Origin of the sequence: Pseudozobellia sp. WGM2 (assembly GCF_017810075.1) — a bacterium.
Classification (GTDB): Bacteria; Bacteroidota; Bacteroidia; order Flavobacteriales; family Flavobacteriaceae; genus JADNYK01.
This window is the reverse complement of record NZ_JADNYK010000003.1, coordinates 306,394-325,791: the sequence shown is the minus strand read 5'-3', so window position 1 is coordinate 325,791 and position 19,398 is coordinate 306,394. Positions and strand designations below refer to the sequence as shown.

Genomic DNA, 19,398 nt, shown 5'->3' with positions numbered 1-19,398 from the left:
GCGAACATTATTTGACTAAATTTGCATAATCTAATAAATTAAATAACATGGCATTAGAAATAACAGACGCAACTTTTGATGAAGTAGTCTTAAAAAGTGATAAACCTGTAGTAGTAGATTTTTGGGCGGCATGGTGTGGCCCTTGTAGAATGGTTGGTCCGATTATAGAAGAAGTAAGCAACGAATACGAAGGCAAAGCCGTAGTTGGTAAAGTTGACGTTGATGCTAACCAAGAGTTTGCAGCTAAATATGGTGTACGTAACATACCTACCGTTTTGGTTTTTAAAGGTGGTGAAATCGTAAATCGACAAGTTGGTGTTTCCCCTAAAAAGGTTTACACCGATGCAATCGATGCAGTCTTATAAGACAATCAGATTCAATTTATAATAAAAAAAAATCCTGCTTTTGCAGGATTTTTTTTTATTGCTTCACTTTGTATCTATCAAGTTGGTAACTCAATAATACGCTCGGGGCCATAAAATTTCAAGGCAACGAAGAACGCTATGGTAGATAGAATAATCCCTATCATAAATATAGTATACGTCCACCTTAAAAGTTTATATTTTTTATCTAAGACCACCCCAAGAAAATAAAGGTCTTTAGTTAGGGTATTGTAAACATAGTTCTGGTCCTTAATAAGTTCTTGCATGGCCCATTCGTAGTCTTGCAGCTTCATTTTATGAAAATTTCCGAAGAACAGTAAATTGACCTTTTTATTTTCGACATCCTGCCTGTCAAATTCACCACTGGTCACATTAGGTCTTGTGGCCAAAACTGACATAATCATCGAGGCGATACTGAAAAGCACAAAAATACCCGTAGGATAAATGAGATAGTCGTTTGACGGATTATCTAGTTTCGGTATAAGATTGGTTAGTAAAAGGGAAATGATGATAGCATTTACAGACAATAAAATGTTTGCCTTGGTATCTGCGATATCACTTAATTTCAGATGATTTCGCATCGATACACGATACATGGTCTGTATGCCCCGCTCCGGGCTTTGATTCTTTAATTTTACTTTTAATTCTTCTTTCTTTCTGGTCTTGTTGTCTTTTTTAAGTTTTTTGACCAGTTTTTTTAGGTTGTCATCCTTACCTTCTTGCCAGTGTTCTTTCGCGTAGTCGGTATAGAATCTATGTTCCGTTTGAAACATTTTAATATTTGCTTTTCGCCACTCTTTAGTGGTAATGTTGGCAATACCCAAGAGAGATAGTTCTTCACGTAACATTTCAGAGGTATCTGCATAACTTGTCTGACCTAGATGTGAAGAATCGGCATCTCTTATTATTTCTTCCATCAGATTTTGGGGCTCGTGTCCTCGTTTGGTGGCCATAATAAGTCTGCATACCTCATCGATTAAGATAGAATCGCAACCCTGTTCCGTTAGAAATTTCTTGGCTATATCACAACTAGTACTTTCATGGTTTTCCGAACCTTGGGTATAACCGATATCGTGTAGCCAGGCAGCTAAGATAATTGCATTACCATCAGAATCGTTCAAGTTATAGTATTGCAACAATTCTTTACTACTTTTGACAACTCTTTGGGTGTGTCTCAAATTGTGGTACAAATAATTGCTATCCAATTTGTTGACCAGTAAATCGGTCGAAAAATTTTCGGCTTTCGAAAGTAAGTCGGACATAAAAAAGGTTTTGCGCCCAAAGTACAAATAATTAAGAATCAATAGTATTCCAATGCCCAAACATTTTGCGCTTATTGCACTCGCCGCCCTATTATTCACAGCTTGTGCCACTTATAAAACAAAATATAAAGATGGTAATGGTGCTAATTTTAAGCCGAACAGAGAGGTATCACATACCTTCTATTTAATTGGCGATGCTGGCCTTTCGCCTATGAACGATATGAACAAAGCGCTTAAAATTTTTAAAAAGCGCTTGGATCAAGCTGATGAAAACAGTACCGCTCTTTTTTTAGGAGATAACATATACCCTGCGGGTTTGCCAGACCCCAAAGATTCTACTGCCGCTTACTTAAAGGCTAAAAATGATTTGGACGCCCAATTAAAAACTTTGAAAAACTTTAAGGGTAAGCCCCTGTTCATTCCTGGTAACCATGACTGGTACACCGAAGGCTTAGTAGGTTTGAAAAGAGAGCAAAAATATATTCAGAAGGCCCTTGATAGCAAAGATGTATTTTTTCCTGAAGATGGATGCCCGATAGAAACCATCGAAGTTAACGACGAGGTGACCATTATTGCGATTGATACAGAGTGGTATTTGACCAATTGGGACAAGCGCCCAGATATAAACGATAAATGTGGTATTAAAAGCAGAGATGGATTTTGGTTAGAATTGGAAGATGAGATAAAAGATAACCGTCAAAAAACGACCATTATTGCTATGCACCATCCTATGTTCAGCTATGGCCCCCATGGTGGGCAATATAGCTTGAAAAGAAACTTCTATCCGAAAGGTAAAATAGGTCCGTTGCCCTTATTGGGTAGTTTTATCAATGTTTTGCGACGTACTTCAGGGGCTTCTACCGAAGATATGGGCAATAAGCGTTATAATGAGTTGAAAAAGCGATTGCTGACATTGGCCCAGTATTCTCAAAAAGTCATTTTAGCTTCAGGACATGAGCATACTTTACAATATATTGTTGAAGAGAATACTCCGCAAATTGTGAGTGGTTCTGGTGCTAAGAAAGGAGCGACCCGACTGTTGAACGGTAGTTTGTTTTCTACCGGGCGAAGGGGTTATGCTGTATTGGAGGTTTATAAAGATGGTTCTTCGAAAGTTGATTTCTATGGTACGGGAGCGGAAGAAAGTGAAGAATTCTTGTTCAGCACCCAAGTTTTGCCACCCGACCGTAAGATTTTTGAAGAAAATTACCCTGAAAAGTTTCCGGAAACGGTAAAGGCTTCGGTTTATACAGAAGATGAAATTGAAAGAAGTTCATTTTTCAAATTTTTATGGGGTGAACGTTACCGAAAATATTATGCAAAAAAAGTCACTGCGCCGACGGTCAATTTAGATACGTTAATGGGTGGCCTTGAACCCGTTCACAAAGGTGGCGGTCACCAATCGAAATCATTACGGCTTAGACATAAGAGCGGTAAAGAATATGTAATGCGTGCCCTTAGAAAAGACGCCGAATTATATTTACAGGCTATGGCCTTTCAAGAGCAATACGTGATGGGGGAGTTCGAAAACACCTATACCGAGAACTTTTTACTTGATTTTTATACAGGATCTCATCCTTATGGTCCATTTACTACGGCTGCATTATCCGATGCTGTTGGGTTATACCATACCAACCCGGTACTTTACTATATACCCAAACAGCCCGCTTTGAAAGATTTTAATGAGAGTTTTGGTAATGAACTTTATATGATAGAGGAACATGCCGGTGATGGTCATGGCAATTTGGCCAGTTTTGGGTATTCCGATGAGTTGAAAAGTACAGACAGCATGCTCGAAGATTTGAGGAATGACGAAAAGTATGAGGTAGATTTAGAACTGTATTTACGGGCCCGACTTTTTGATATGGTAATTGGTGATTGGGATCGGCATGTGGATCAATGGCGATGGGCCGAGTTCAAAGACGCTGAAAGTGGTAAGGTACTATACAGGCCTGTGCCAAGGGATAGAGATATGGTCTATTCTAAACATGGTGACGGTTTTTTTATGAACCTTGCGACACGTATCGTTCCTGCGCTAAGTTTGATGGAAGGTTTTAACGAAGAAATTCGGAACGTAAAAGGGTTTAACTCTTCTCCAAAGACCTATGTTCTCGATGTGGCAGTACTACCTGAAACTACATTGGGAGATTGGTTGACACAAGCCCGTTTTCTACGTAATAATTTATCTGATGAAGCTTTAGATAAAGCGTTTCTGTCATTTCCGAAAGAAGTACGTGATGAAACCGTAGATGAAATCAAGAGTATCTTGAAATCGAGGTTGGCGAATATCGAAGAAACAGCCGAAAAATATTATCGTGTTTTGAACAAGTACGCAGTCGTGGTGGGCACAGATAAAGATGATTGGTTCGAGATTAATATTTTAAATAAAAACGAGACAGAGGTCAAGGTCTATCGTAATCTGAAAGGCAAAAAGAAAAAAATGTTCTTTCAGAAAACTTTTAATGCCAAGGTCGCTAAAGAAATATGGGTCTACGGTCTAGATGATGATGACCGATTTGAGGTAAACGGTTCACAGGCGAGTGGTATTAAGGTAAGACTTATCGGCGGTCAGAATAATGATATATACGAATTAAAACAAGGTGGCAATATTGCAATATACGATTACAAGTCAAAAGATAATACCCTTACGGAAACCAAGAATGCCAAAGTAAAATTGACCGATGACTATAATGTCAATACTTATTTGCCATTAAAGATTCGTAATTCGGTCAATCAAATCATACCGACCATAGGTTTTAATCCTGATGATGGGGTAAAAATTGGTTTCAACGACACCTATACCTATAATGGTTTTAGGCAAAACCCGTTTACACAGAAACATACTTTAGATGCCTCTTTTTATTTTGCCACAAGTGGATTTGAAGTAGGTTATTCAGGAGAATTCGCTGAAATTTTCGAAAACTGGAATTTTGACATTTCCACTCGGTTTACCAGTCCGAATTACAGCATCAACTTCTTTGGTTTCGGCAACGAATCGATAAACAACGATGATGACCTTGACCTTGACTACAATAGGGTGAAATTGCAGACATTTGAAATAGCCCCATCACTGGTATGGCGAGGTAAGTTAGGTGCAAAGTTACAAACCGCTATTTCCTATGAATCAATTAATGTTGAAGAGACCGAAGATCGTTTTATTAATACCTTTTACGTTCAAAACGGTGAAGATAATAGAAAGTCTTTTTTGGGCTTAGATGCCGAGTATTCTTATGCAAATGCAGATAATGATGCTTTTCCGACTATGGGCATGGCAACTTCACTCAAGGTGGGGTATAAGAATAATTTAACCGAGGAAACAGGCTACGGGTATATTGTTCCTTCTATATCCTTCGACTATAAATTAATACCTAACGGAAGGCTGGTCTTAGCTTCAAAATGGAAGGCGCAATTCAATATTGGCGACGGTTATGAGTTTTACCAAGCTGCCAGTATCGGTGGACTCGATGGTCTTCGCGGTTTTAGAAATCAGCGTTTTACAGGTAAGAAGTCGTATTATCAAAATACTGATATCAGATATAGCCTACGACGGATTAAAACTGAACTGCTTCCCGTGACTTTGGGTATGTATGGGGGTTTTGATTACGGCCGGGTATGGATACCTGAGATGGATTCGGATAATTGGCACACCTCCTATGGCGGTGGTTTCTTTTTAAACGGTGCCGACATTGTTACAGCGCGCGCTGCACTATTTTATAGCGTAGACGGCCCACGATTTTCGTTTGGCGTAGGTTTCGGTTTTTAAGAAGAGAACCTCTTATTTTAGTTCGTAAGAATAGAGGTTGCCACCCCCATCTTTCTTTTCTTCATCGGAGAGTAGAAGGGTATTTGGCCCTGAAAAACAAACCGACTCCAGTTGAGTACGAACCCCTAAGTCTACTTCTTTTCGATTTCCATCGAAAAAATTATCCGATTTGAAATCGGTAAAAATATAGAGCTTGCCATAACCCAATAAAACAAGGGTCTTGCCGTCACCTGAAATATCGGCGGAAGTTACTCTGCAAGTGTTCCAATCAGCGCATAGATTAAAATCACGGACAAATTCAGCTTTGTAGTTTCCCTTTTTGGCTGGCACTTTATAGAGAGATGTGTCGCCTGAAAATGGCTCTGTACGGTTTTTGGTGAAAATATAGAGGTAATCGTTCAAGTGAAAAAAGGCTTCGGCATCGAACATTCTGTCTTTTTTCTTAGCAGGAAAATCTTTTTGTTCAGGATAACTGAATTTTATTTTTTTTGCATCTATTTTATCGCCTTTCTCTTCTTCCGGATTAGGTAATATATAGATGGTCAAGTCTTTTCGATTATTAAGATTGTTTCCAAAATCACCGATATAAAGATTTCCCTCTTTATCAGTGGTTAACTCTTCCCAATCTTTGTTTTTAGCATTTTTGACCTCAAACTCTTTCTCTAAATTTCCTTCGAAATCAACTTTATAAATTCGGTCTTCGTTTCCGCTATCCGCGACAAACCACGCCGAATTGTTGTTATAATATACAATGCCCGAATTTTCTTCAAGTACGTTCGGCAGTTTTGTGATATAGTTCAATTGACCATGATTGGCACAGCTATAGAGAAGAAAAGATGCTAAAAATAAAGAGGGCAGATTTTTCAATACAGTTGAATTTTCATGTTTTGGCGAAATTCGATCATACGAGCAAATTACCTTTATGACACATGGCGAGTATCTATTTTAGAGTGCTCGCTACTCTCTGGTCGGTTTTCATTTTAAGATTCTCAATGAAGAATTTTCCTAGGTTACGACCTTGTTCGAGGCCTACTTCAATGGCGACCCGATAATGAATGCCACCGTACATTCTACTAATTGCAGCTTCATCCGCAGCTTCATTGAATGAATTGAAACTTCTAATGGGTAGGCCGAAAGCCACTTCGGTATCATCATCAAAACTGAAATTATCACCAAAAATATTAGTTAGTGCTGTGGATGCTGCACCCGATACAACGGAATGTCCACTCGTGTATTCTGGAAATGGTGGGGTTTGAAGAACGGGTTTCCAATCATCATCTATATGTTGATTGATAAGTGTTTCTGGTCTGATAAGGTTACTTCGGTATTTTTCATCCCAACAGCTAATAAACCCATCTGCAATTGCCATAGAGGTTTTGGTATAGGCAAAAAGAGTTTTTTTGAAATCGCTATCCGTTTTTCTTGCCGCTATTTTGGTTATGCCTATCCAATGGGCCCCAGGCGTAATCTTTTTGGTTGCGAACATCAGATGGCCTCTTGTTACCGATACATAAGGGTTGCAGTCCCAAAATTTGGCAATTTGAATTTCTTCTGACTCGTCACCATCCTCTTCTATTTTCTTTCCGATATCATAGACCTCTTTCAGCTCCTTATAAAAATCGGATGATTCTTCCATAGAAAAGGCAGGTGGGGGTGTAGGCTTAAATTGTGCGGCCGAATCGATAACAAATGGTCGTATTTTGTTCCAATGGGGTTCAATCCCGTCCATATATGCAGGTGGGGTAGGTTGCCAGCGTCCCGGATTATCGGCGTCTACGGTAAACTTCGGCATGGTGCGGGTTTGAGCATAATTATCTTTAGACATCCACTCGCCGATGTGATCGGCTACCAATAAACCATATTCTTTTGAGCTTGTAAAAACGGCTGTGTTTTTGTTTTGCCATACTCCGTAAAGACTGTCACGCAGAGCTTCCATGCGATCTTCAGAGAAAATCAATCTTTTGCTCAGCTCCATATGGGCCACTAAAGCGGCCATCTCATAATTTATGGTGGCCGTGGTATCCGGTTGAGGTATGGGTTTTAAATCTCTTACTTGCCCCGCCAAAGGTTGATAATCATCATTGGATAGTGCTACGATCTCATAAGCGGCAATATTGGGGTAAGCGAAAATTCGACTAGCTACGGGCGGTGAGAAAATATCGTGAATCATAATTTCGGTTACCTTGTCGACCGATGCATGTAAATCTTCTGCAGTAACTTCAATAGTTTCTTGGCTTTTTTGATCTGTTTTACACGCCGCCAAGCTTATGAGTACTACCACTAAAAGCAAAATTTTCTTCATTATACTTATGAATAATTTTATTTATTATTTGATACAAATGTACCTGTCTAGATAAGACCTGAACAGGTAAATCTTCTTACAAAAGAAAATCCAAAATTACGTTATTTTAAAATTCTGTAAAGAGGTGAATATAAGAATAGATTTTTGGAATGTAAAGCGATGAACACCCGCGAAAATTTTAAGCCAACAATAGGGGCGTTTAGATGCATTACCACATGTAACACTACTTATGCAAACTAGCGTGGGCTAATAGAACGTTCTAATATTAAGTAGAGGTAAATGTGATTTCAAGAATTGACAGTTTATGGGTTGATTATTGAATTGTTATTAAATTATCCGATATATTTACCCCTTATAATCAAACCGAGCCATTTACATGATTGGAATTATTTCTTTTTTAGGTTTTACGATTTTGGTAGCTGTGATAGCCTATTTTGCGACTCGAACGACAGATGAACAATCTTCTGATGGTTATTTTTTAGGAGGAAGAAGCTTAACGGCTGGTGTAATTGCAGGCTCGTTATTGTTGACCAACCTTTCTACCGAACAGATTGTAGGGCTTAATGGTAGTGCATATAAAGATGGACTCTCTGTAATGGCTTGGGAAACATTGGCCGCCATTGCCATGGTGGTAACGGCTATATTCTTGCTGCCCAGATATTTAAAGGGAGGCCTGACTACCGTTCCTCAGTTCTTGGCGACCCGGTTCGATGTAACAACCAAAACTATCACATCGATACTCTTTTTGACAGGTTATGTGGTTGTGCTCTTGCCGGTAATCCTTTATTCCGGTTCGGTGGCCATCAGCGGCATGTTCGATATTCCCACACTTCTCGGTGTTTCTGACCAGGCAGCTCTGGTTATCTGTATTTGGGGCATAGGTATTATAGGTTCGATTTATGCGGTTTTCGGTGGATTGAAAGCAGTTGCAGTTTCAGATAGTATAAATGCGGTCGGGCTTATTATCGGTGGTATATTAATACCCATATTTGGTTTAATGGCTATCGGTGACGGAAGTATATTTAACGGTTTAGATATTCTGGTCGATGCTAACCCTGAGCGATTTGACTCAACGGGTGAGCCCGGTCAAGAGGTGCCCTTTTCGACCATTTTTACAGGTATGATGCTGGTACAACTTTTCTATTGGGGCACGAACCAACAAATAATACAACGTGCTTTGGGTGCCAAAAACTTAGCTGAAGGACAAAAAGGTCTTTTGTTGGCATCGTTCTTAAAGATTTTAGGTCCATTAATTTTGGTGTTGCCAGGTATGATCGCCTATCACTATTTCGATGGAGGATTGGCTTCAAGTGACTTGGCCTACCCCGAATTGGTGAGAGCGGTATTGCCCAAAACATTGGTCGGCTTTTTTGCCGCGGTATTGTTCGGTGCTATTTTGAGTTCATTTAACAGTGTGCTGAACAGTTCGGTAACCCTTTTTGGTATCGATATTTATAAACAGCATATTAATAAGGAAGCTTCGGAAATTACCGTAGTTAAATACGGAAAGATATTTGGAGTGTGTTTGGCTTTGGCAGCCATGTTCATTGCGCCTTTGATCGCCGATGCGGGTAGCTTGTTCAATTACCTACAGAAAATCAACGGTATTTATAGCATACCAATATTTACCATTATTGCAGTAGGGTATTTGACCAAGAGAGTACCTGCGATTGCCGCTAAAATTGGTATTGTTTCTGGATCGGTGCTGTATATCATCAGTGAGTTCTTCGTAGGCCCTAAGCTTCGAGAGAGTGCCGTACAGGTAGCAAAGGCTTCGGGAGTAACCGATGCGAATGCACTAACCTTGGTAGAGGCAGATGCCTACCCTCATTATCTACACGTAATGGCTATTCTCTTTGCGGCCAATATGATAATTATGCTGATAATCGGAAAAATTTATCCTAGAAAAGAACCTTTCGAACTCGAATATACGAAGCAGGTTTCTATTGAGCCTTATAAGTATGTGAAGCAAGTGGGAGGGGTTATTTGTATTATCGTAATTGGAATTTATATTTACTTTGCCAAATAGAAATAGGTATAATTATAAAAAAAATAAAAAAAATCCTGTTATCGTGAGATAACAGGATTTTTTAATTCTAATACTACAGCCTTCTAGATATGTTGGCTGATGATGTTCTCGAACAGCTCTTGCTTTCCACTTTGTAGATCAAGCTCCCCATTTTCATTGGCGATATCGTAAAGGTCTTTGAAATCAAGTTTTCCGTTTTCAAAGTCTTTCCCTTTTCCTGAGTCAAAAGAACCGTATCTTTTGGTTCTCATTTCCTCATAAGGTGAGGAAGTAATGATTTTATCGGCGGTTACCAAAGCTCTGGCAAAGATGTCCATTCCGCCAATATGCGCATGGAATACATCATCCATATCGGTAGAGTTTCTTCTGATTTTAGCATCAAAATTGATACCCCCGCCTTGTAATCCACCAGCTTTCAAGAAGGTTAACATCGCCTCGGTAACCTCGGTAATGTTGTTCGGAAATTGATCCGTATCCCAACCATTTTGATAATCTCCGCGGTTGGCATCTAAGCTTCCCAACATGCCATGGGCAGCGGCAACTTCCATCTCATGTTGCATGGTGTGACTAGCCAATGTTGCATGGTTGAATTCAAGGTTTAATTTAAAATCGTCTTGTAGTCCGTATTGGTGCAAAAAGCCTACGACGGTCGCCGAATCAAAATCGTATTGATGTTTCATAGGTTCCATCGGCTTGGGTTCAATAAAGAAATTTCCTTTGAAACCTTGACTTCTGGCATAATCTCGGGCCATACCCAAGAATTTGCCCATGTGATCTAGTTCTCTTTTGATGTCGGTGTTTAAAAGCGACATATAACCTTCACGGCCTCCCCAGAAAACATAGTTTTCGCCGTTAAGTTCCATGGTGGCATCCAAAGCCAATTTAATTTGGCCTCCAGCCCTTGCCAGAACATTAAAATCAGGATTTGTAGAGGCCCCGTTCATATATCTCGGATTTGAAAAGCAGTTTGCGGTACCCCACAAAAGTTTCACTCCTGAGTCGGCTTGTTTGCCCTTGATATAGTCGACAATGGTTGCCAATCTTTTTTCTGATTCGGCGAATGTATCCGCTTCTTGAATCAAATCAAAATCATGAAAACAGAAGTAGTCAACACCCATTTTAGTGATGAATTCAAACGCAGCATCAGCTTTTGCCTTTGCCGCTTCTACTGCATCGCTAGGTGCATCCCACGGAAAGTTTTGAGTGCCCGGGCCAAATGGATCGGCACCTTGACCACAGAACGTATGCCAATAGGCAATAGCGAATTTAAAATGTTCTTTCATCGTTTTACCGGCAACTACCTGTTCTGGGTTGTACCATTTAAACGCTAATGGGTTATCGGAATCTTTACCCTCAAATTTAATCTCTCCGACTCCTTTAAAATATTCTTTATCTCCTATTAATGCCATTTTTTATAAAATTTACGTGTTTAAGTTTTTAATTAGAGTTCAGTTATTTTTAATAGTTGTACTGCATAATTTTCATGATAAGAACCTAGTTCGTTTGTAGCATGTTTTCAAGTTCGTTTTTCCATTTCTGATATGCTTTTCCGTATGCTTCTTTTTCTGCGGAAGGCCTAAATTTCATCACGAAATCGTTATCTATAATTCGCTTGCCAAAAGTCTCAAAATCTCTTTTGTGCAGTTCACAAGCCCTTGCGGCACCTATAGCCCCTGTGGTGTTATAGATTTCTATTTCTTGACCAATAAGTGTCGAAATTGTATTGGAGAAAATATCAGATCTGAACAGATTGTCATTACCTGCTCGTATGACCTGAGGAGCGATTCCGTCAGATTTCATGATTTCCATTCCATACACAAAAGAAAAGGCAATACCTTCCAAGGCAGCTCTGCACAAATGGGCCTTGGTATGGTTGTTTAGGTTGATATTGGCCATTTTAGTACCCAAAGTTCTATTGTTCAGTACACGTTCGGCACCATTGCCAAATGGATGTATGGTCACCCCATCAGAACCGATCGGTACACCAGCGGCAAGATCGTTCATCTCTTCGTATGAAGAAACATCAAGATTGTTCATTAGCCACCGATACATAATTCCCGCACCATTTATACAGGCCATTTTACCAATTCTGGTGTTTTTGGTCGTATAGTTAACGTGAGCGAAATTATTGACACGAGCACTCTCTTTCACTGAAAGACTATCGGTTATGGCATACATAACGCCAGAAGTACCTCCGGTAGCCGCAACCTCACCAGGGTTGAATACGTTCAACGACAAAGCGTTGTTCGGTTGATCACCAGCTCGGTATAATATCGACGTTCCCTGGTTTAAACCTGATTCCGATGCCCCTTCGGTAGAAACTTTTCCCTGTTCTGAAAAAGTGCCGACCAGCTCGGGAATAAGATTTTCTTCAATACCATAGTGTTCTAAAAACCAATCGGCAATCGAATTGCTTTTAAAATCCCAAAAAATACCTTCTGAAAGTCCGGAAATGGTCGAGCGAATATCGCCGCTTAATTTATAGGCGATATAATCACCGGGAAGCATGAATTTATATATCTTGGCATAGATTTCCGGTTCGTTTTCCTTGACCCATTTTAATTTTGAAGCGGTAAAATTCGCCGGAGAATTCAACAAGTGTTCCGAGCATTTTTCATTGCCTAATTCGTCAAAGGCTTTTTGCCCAATTGTAACCGCTCTACTGTCACACCAAATAATGGAATTTCGCAATGGCTCGCCACTTTCGTCGACAACTACGAGGCCGTGCATTTGATATGATATGCCTACCCCAGTTATGTCAGAGGCATCGATCGCATTCTCATTTACAAGTCTTTTTGTTGCGGTACAAACGTGTTTCCACCAGTCATTCGGGTGCTGTTCTGCCCATCCGTTTTCGTGGGCTATCATGCCCATTTCAACAGGAGGTTCGTTTACTACCGATATACTTTTGCCGGTTGAAGTTTCAATTAATGCAGCCTTTATTGAAGAACTGCCAATATCATATCCTATAGAATACATGGTTCAAAAATTTGGAGGTGGTAAGATATTGTTTTAGGCTCTTTGTTACAAGTAAGAGATGTGTTATTTAGTGTAAATGATGAAGCATTTATGTAGCAAATTTGTGCGATTACAGCTGTATGCATCTATTGTGCCATTTCATTGCCCAATTATTGCAAAAAAAAATATAGATTCTCTTTCGTTCAGATTAATGAAGTTGAATGTGAAAAATTACCCTTAACCACTCTCTAATCTGGTTCGACGATATAAGCTTTATCGTTGTTGGAAATTACTAGGTATTCGTTGCCATTTAACCGAACTATTCTACGACTGTTTAATCCTTTTGGTATGGGTAGATTTCCAGATGATTTAAGTTCTCCGTTGTTTATGGTTAAAACACCACCTGAATTCGCTGTGCTCTGACCCAGTTCGTTGGCATAACCTAAATAGTTGCCCACGTAGTATATCGTGTTGTCATTTTTATAGAAATCTTCAATACTGCTCATTTGTGCTTCTTGTGGAAGGGCAGTGGCTTTGAACCCACCTTCTTTGTTCCAATAAACCATTGACCTCAGTTCCGATATCTTTTTTATTTCCAGAATTTCACTTTCTTTTTTCCCTGTAAGGTCTTCTATGTTCCCTGTTTTCGAAAAGTCGGTGTAACTGAGCAATTTCTTTTTTAGAGAAGGCAATTGTCCGGTCAATTTATCTTTGGAAGCATACGGCACATATTCACCAAAGAAATTGTAATAAATAATGGGGTCTGGTTGCTCATTATCATCGAAATCGTCTAAATACAACTTCACGGGTTTCTCTACCGATGCCTTCCACTTAAAATTTAATCCTGCATTACCTGCCATTATATCGACCCTGCCATCACCATCGAAATCATCGGCCAAAACGGTGTTCCACATACCTTGGGTGTTTTCAAGACCAAAGTCGATTGTTTTGTTTAAAAAACTAGAGTTACCTTGATTGAGCAGTATGGTAATCGGCATCCAATCGCCAACTATAATCAAATCTAACAAATCATCATTGTTGATGTCGGCCCATTTACTGTCGGTGACCATACCTAACCTTCCCTTTTGAGCCATCATGAACTCACCTTTACCATTGTTGGTAAGCATATAGCTAAAAGGAGAGAGGCCATAGCCACCAGGAATGGAGCGATTACCGATGAAAAGGTCGTCATAGCCATCGCCGTTAAAGTCACTAGACGACACACTGCCCCCATTGGTGCGGATTAGGTTCGTTTTTAAACGCGTGAAATTGGCATTACCATCATTCACATAAATTCTGTCTTCTAGTTGAATATCTTCTTCGAACTTATCATTGCCTCCACTCATTACGTACAGGTCGAGGTCTCCGTCATTTTCTAGGTCAAATGCAGCGGCCGATACATCTTCATAAATGAGATCTTTGCCCAAGTTGCTATTTACAGAATTAATGAATTCTCCATTTTTTTGTTGCAGGAATAGTTGCGAAGATTGATATCTTGCCCCTCCTATGAATAAATCGGTCAGCCCGTCTCCATTGAAATCTGCTTCGACGACTGCAGGCCCTTCAGAGGATAATTTCTCTGGCATTAAAGGTTCTCTTTCGTAATCGAGAAAACTATTTTCTAAGTGAATAAAGGGGAAGGTGGTTAAGGGTTCTACTTCTTTTTTGACCGAAGCTTTACTCGGTTTTAGGTTGTCAGTTCTAGTCAGAGTCTGAAATTGGTCAATTGCAATGTCTTTTTCAACCTGCTCGTAGCCATCAAGCCATTTAATCTTAATGGAATCTATTTTTTGAATTTCACCGAGCCCAAAATGAAGTCTACGCGTCGAAGATGACTGAAAGCCTTTGGTCACCGTTAATTCTTTTACAAAAGACATATCTTCAGTATAGACAAAAACCTTGGTGCCTGTAGTATTTCTAAATTTTTCATCGCCTTTAATTTCTAATGAAATGAAATGATTTTCCTTCTTAGTTGTGTTTTCCAACACAAAGGCCTTCTGGTCAATATTGTTGACTACCAAGTCTAAATCACCGTCATTGTCTAAATCGGCATATGCGGCCCCGTTGGAATAGGAGGGACCCGAGTCTGAACTGCTAGATATTCGCTCAAAACTCAAGTCACCTTGGTTTTTAAATAAGACGTTCGATAATTTTACCGTTGGCATCTCATCAATTAATTTTTTCTGGGTTTCTTTCTGCTGGTTCAAGTTGAATTGCGCAAAATCAGTATTGCTCAAATAATTGATATAGTCGAGGTCATTCGGTCTTTTGTAGATTCCGTTGGTTACATAAATATCGTTTAGACCATCGTTATCATAATCTTGTAGCAGCACGCTCCAGCTCCAATCGGTAGCATGGGTTTCTGTTTGCAGGGCAATGTCTGTAAAATAGTTATTGTTTTGATTGAGTTGGAAGGTGTTTCGTGCATATTGTTCACCGTACCCAAAATTCTCTTTGATTTTTCTCACTTTATCAGAGTCTTCGCCGCCAGATTTCATAAAAATTTCATGGTCGAAAGGCATCATATCCAAAGTGAAAATGTCAAACAGTTGATCTCCGTTCATATCGGCAATATCAACACCCATAGTAAATCTAGTGGTATGGTCTAGAAAATCAGTGCTACTTTCTTTAAATGTCTTATCTCCTTGATTAAGGTACAGGTAGTCGTTTTCGTGAAAATCGTTACCGACATAAATATCAACTAAACCATCACTATTTACATCAGAAGTGATTAAAGCGAGACCATACCCAAGGGCACTACTATATATGCCAGAGATTTGCGTTACGTCTTTAAATGTTTCTTTTCCTTCGTCCAAAAGGTTCTCATAAAGCCGGTCGCCCGATAGGGAATCATTTTGGCTCCGTTGTTCAATATTACCGTAGCTTCTAGGGGTGTGAACGGAATGATTCATAAGATATACATCCATATCACCATCATTGTCATAATCAAAAAAGGAAGCTTGCGTAGATAATCCTGAAAAGTTCAATCCATAATCTTCCGATTTTTCAGTGAAGGTAAGATCACCATTATTGATGTAAAGTAGGTTATGTGAGTTCAGCGATTTGTATTTGCCAACCTTTGAAACGTAGATATCTAAAAGACCGTCGTTATTTATGTCTTCCATAGTAACGCCCGTAGACCATGTAGAGTCAATTTGTAGGCCCGCTTCTTCCGTGATGTCTTTAAACCTTAAATTTCCTTGGTTGAGGTAAAGTCGATCTGGTTTTTGATTGGCCGTAAAATAGAGGTCTTCAAGTCCGTCGTTGTTGATATCTCCGACGGCCACTCCACCACCATTATAATAGTATAGGTATTCGATTATGTTTAGTTCGTCGCTATAGTAAAGATCATTCGAGAAATTTATTCCGCTACTATCGGGGTGCACCTGTCTGAAATAATTTTCAGACGCTTTCGTTTCCGTAGCAACTTTTTTGCCACAGGATACCAAAAGAATTACGAATGCTAGAATTGTGCGTAAAGCTAATTTCATTCTTAAAATTTAAAAAGAGCGAGAGAATCATTATTACGGGCCACTATCAGTTGGTTATCATGAACAAAAATGTCACGTACCTGACCATTTAAATGAAAGCCATTGCCATCTTTGATCGCTTTAAAATTCATATCGCCCAGATTCTCTAAATAAGTGCCATAACTAGCATCATAGCGACCCATTTCGGGCTTAACCCCATAAAGGTTGCCGCCGAGAATCAAATCTAAATCACCGTCTGAGTCAAAATCATGTGAGGCGATAGCATATATGGCGGAGTATTGGGCTTCTATCGGTAATTCTTTGATGGAGAAGTTTGAGTTTCCTTCATTTATTAAAATTATAGAAGAAAAGTTATTTGCTTCTAAAAGATTTACATCTTTAAGCTCTTCTTTTTCAAAAATTTCGGTGATATCGGCATTTTTAAAAGATTCATAATCAGGAAATTTTTTTGTAAGAACCTTAATCTGTGCCGTCAAATCATGCCGAAGTGCATATGGGTAATCTTTACCGTCATCGGCTCTAAACGCCAATACGGGATCAATAAAGCCATTTCCATCAAAATCTTTTGAAAACAAGGACACGGGGCGATTTTCTGATGCCTTGAATCGACTATTTAAGCCAAGATTGCCTACTATGAAATCTATATCGCCATCGCCATCTAAATCGGCTTTTTCAATGGTGTTCCACCAGCCTTTGGTTCGACTAAGTTTGTCATCTTTCTTATGGGTGAAATAGCCTTGGTCATTTATGAAAATTTCAATGCCCATGAATTCTCCGACAACGAGCAGGTCTTCGTTACCATCATTATCGATATCGGCGAACACCGCATCGGTTATCATACCGATATCTTGTAGTGCTGGAGCAATTTTTTTCGTGATATCTGTGAAGTTTCCTTTTCCATCATTTTCTAGCATAAACCCAGAACACGGCGTACCATATTTAAGAGGTACAACTCTTTCTCCGACAAAAAGGTCAAGGTCGCCATCGTTGTCAAAATCAGATGCCACTACGGTTGAAGTACTATGAACACTGGTACCCGTTGGTAGCTTTTGAGACGATAGCTCAAAGTTTCCTTTTCCATCATTAAAATATAGACGATCTATAAAGGCGGGAGAACGTTGTGAAAACTCTGATCCGCCACTGCAAACGTACAAATCTAAATCACCATCATTGTCGGCATCGAAGAAAAGACTGCCAGCATCTTCTGAGCCCTTATTGTTTTCAAATTCGTCAGTGTCCTTTATTGAAAAGCCTTTTGCGGTACCCAATAATAAAGTTGGGGCGTTGCCTTTTGATCCCCCCAGAAAAAAATCTTCATTACCATCATTATTTACGTCGGCCATATTGCCTCTCGGGCCCTCAGTACTACACATATGGCTGAGCAAACGGTCACGGTCAAAATCTACAAACCTATTTTCGGTATGAACGAAGTCTATTTTTGATTCAGCTCTTTTAAATAGCTTTTGACTAGATTGATCATTAACGTTTGATTCGACGGCATCTTTTTCGAATAATGTCAGGGTGGTGTCTACCGTAATATTCTTTAACTCTGTTATTTTTCCCGTGGGCCAGACAATTCGTGCAGAAATAGGTTGAGACGATTTAAGCCCTATATTGGGTCTCACATCCATACTTGATTGAAAACCTCGAACGGGTTGGTTCTCAATGCTAAGACCTAATTCTTCTATACTAATTTTTGATCCTATTGCAGCGGTATTTGGCCCTTCACCTTTGAGGTTCAGTTTAAGATAGTGGCCGTCTTTCTCATCCATAGAAAGATTTTTGTAAATAAAGGCCGGCATATTCAAATTGTTAACTACCAAATCTAGATCGCCATCGTTATCTAAGTCGCCGTATGCTGCACCGTTAGAAAAGCTTTCAGTTCTTAGGCCAGAAGTTTCATAAGTTTCGAACCGAAGATTACCCTGATTTTTATAGGCATGATTTTTTAATTTATTTGAAGGGATGATGTCAATGAGTTTGGCATAATTGACCGTGTCATTGGCAATCATAGATTTCAATATTTCTTCGTTAGATATATATTGCAGGTAATCTTGATCTGTCAAGTCTTTATAGGCTCCATTTGCAATAAAAAGGTCTTTGAGACCATCATTGTCCATATCAAAAATAAGAGCTCCCCAACTCCAATCTGATGCCTCAACACCGCTCAATCGCCCAATTTCACTGAAAGAATTGTTGGTGTTGTTCAACTGAAGTGTATTGCGAGTGAATTGATGGTAATAGCCTGTACTTAATTTAAGTTGATATTTATTCCAATCTTCAAAAGTGGTCACGCTTTTCAACCTTTGATATTCGGAAGGAAGCATTTCGGTAACGAATATGTCATTAAAGCCATCATTGTTGATGTCTGCCATGTCGGCTCCCATAGATGCGCCGCTGATCGCCGTAATCTGTTTTTCTAAATCTTCTTTAAAAGTACCGTCTTGTCGATTGATATAAAGATAATCACGCTCAAAAAAATCATTAGAGACGTAGATGTCTTCCCACCCATCGTTGTTTACATCGCCTACGGTAACCCCAAGGCCAAAGCCTACCACACTTCCGTAAATTCCTGCCTTTTCACTGACATCGACGAATTTGCCATCTCTGTTTTCCATAAGTTTATCGCCACCAAGCTCATCTCTTTTATCGCGTTCGTTTATTTTGAGATCAAAACCGCCTATCGCCTTGTACGAATTGTTAAGTATATAAGCATCTAAATCTCCGTCTTTGTCATAATCGAAGAAAGAGGCATGGGTTGAGAAGCCCTTGTCGTCTAGATTAAATTCGGCAGCCCTCTCGGTAAACGTTAGATCACCATTGTTGATGAAAAGTTCGTTCTGTTTGTTCTTCCCATTAAGATCACCAGAATTACAAACATAAATATCTAGATTGCCATCGCCATTTATATCGACCATAGCTACACCTGTTGACCAAGGTTTGTTACCGGCAGTGCCGCTTTTGTCGGTAATATCTTCAAACGTGAAATTACCTTTGTTCAGGTATAATCGGTTTTTGTCTTGGTTCGCGGTAAAGTAAATATCGGGCAAACCGTCATTGTTTATATCACCAATTGAGACACCACCGCCATTATAATAATTTCGGTAAGTGTACACATTGAACAAATTATCATAGGAAAGCGTATTCGAGAAATTGATGCCGGTCTCCTTCTCACTCAGCAATTGAAATGTTTCTTTAACAGCCATTCTT

At 39.5% G+C, this 19,398-nt stretch carries 10 protein-coding genes; 3 read left to right on the top strand and 7 right to left on the bottom strand.

Features of this window, described 5'->3' with window-relative positions:
* Positions 1-47 precede the first annotated feature (47 nt).
* Positions 48-365: a thioredoxin gene (gene trxA / locus IV512_RS08375; RefSeq protein ID WP_100870807.1), complete on the top strand. Its 318-nt coding sequence runs from the start codon at positions 48-50 to the stop codon at positions 363-365.
* A gap of 77 nt (positions 366-442) precedes the next feature.
* Here trxA and IV512_RS08370 read toward each other — a convergent pair whose 3' ends face one another.
* Positions 443-1,645, bottom strand: a complete 1,203-nt coding sequence (locus IV512_RS08370) for a Pycsar system effector family protein (protein WP_209402330.1) — start codon at positions 1,643-1,645, stop codon at positions 443-445.
* Between the two features lie 52 nt (positions 1,646-1,697).
* Between IV512_RS08370 and IV512_RS08365 the strand changes: the two genes are divergently transcribed.
* Positions 1,698-5,408 carry a metallophosphoesterase gene (locus IV512_RS08365; protein WP_209402329.1) on the top strand — a complete coding sequence of 1,237 codons (3,711 nt, stop codon included), beginning with the start codon at positions 1,698-1,700 and terminating at the stop codon, positions 5,406-5,408.
* A gap of 12 nt (positions 5,409-5,420) precedes the next feature.
* Here the strand turns inward: IV512_RS08365 and IV512_RS08360 are convergent, their stop codons facing one another.
* Both IV512_RS08360 and IV512_RS08355 read right to left on the bottom strand, forming a co-directional pair.
* Complete coding sequence (locus tag IV512_RS08360; RefSeq protein WP_209402327.1) at positions 5,421-6,275, bottom strand: hypothetical protein; 855 nt, start codon at positions 6,273-6,275, stop codon at positions 5,421-5,423.
* A gap of 73 nt (positions 6,276-6,348) precedes the next feature.
* A complete protein-coding gene (locus IV512_RS08355) occupies positions 6,349-7,710 on the bottom strand; it encodes a vanadium-dependent haloperoxidase (protein ID WP_209402326.1) in 1,362 nt (453 codons plus the stop codon).
* Positions 7,711-8,086: 376 nt separating this feature from the next.
* On the opposite strand from IV512_RS08355, the gene IV512_RS08350 reads away from it, so the two are divergent.
* Positions 8,087-9,739, top strand: a complete 1,653-nt coding sequence (locus IV512_RS08350; RefSeq protein WP_209402325.1) for a solute:sodium symporter family transporter — start codon at positions 8,087-8,089, stop codon at positions 9,737-9,739.
* Positions 9,740-9,822: 83 nt separating this feature from the next.
* Here the strand turns inward: IV512_RS08350 and xylA are convergent, their stop codons facing one another.
* The 4 genes from xylA to IV512_RS08330 form a co-directional block, all read right to left on the bottom strand.
* A complete protein-coding gene (gene xylA, locus IV512_RS08345) occupies positions 9,823-11,148 on the bottom strand; it encodes a xylose isomerase (protein ID WP_209402324.1) in 1,326 nt (441 codons plus the stop codon).
* 85 nt (positions 11,149-11,233) lie between these two features.
* Complete coding sequence (locus IV512_RS08340) at positions 11,234-12,718, bottom strand: xylulokinase (RefSeq protein WP_209402323.1); 1,485 nt, start codon at positions 12,716-12,718, stop codon at positions 11,234-11,236.
* A 227-nt stretch (positions 12,719-12,945) separates the two neighbouring features.
* Positions 12,946-16,188: a VCBS repeat-containing protein gene (locus IV512_RS08335; RefSeq protein ID WP_209402322.1), complete on the bottom strand. Its 3,243-nt coding sequence runs from the start codon at positions 16,186-16,188 to the stop codon at positions 12,946-12,948.
* A 2-nt stretch (positions 16,189-16,190) separates the two neighbouring features.
* Positions 16,191-19,394 carry a VCBS repeat-containing protein gene (locus IV512_RS08330; RefSeq protein WP_245224701.1) on the bottom strand — a complete coding sequence of 1,068 codons (3,204 nt, stop codon included), beginning with the start codon at positions 19,392-19,394 and terminating at the stop codon, positions 16,191-16,193.
* Between the last annotated feature and the right edge of the window lie 4 nt (positions 19,395-19,398).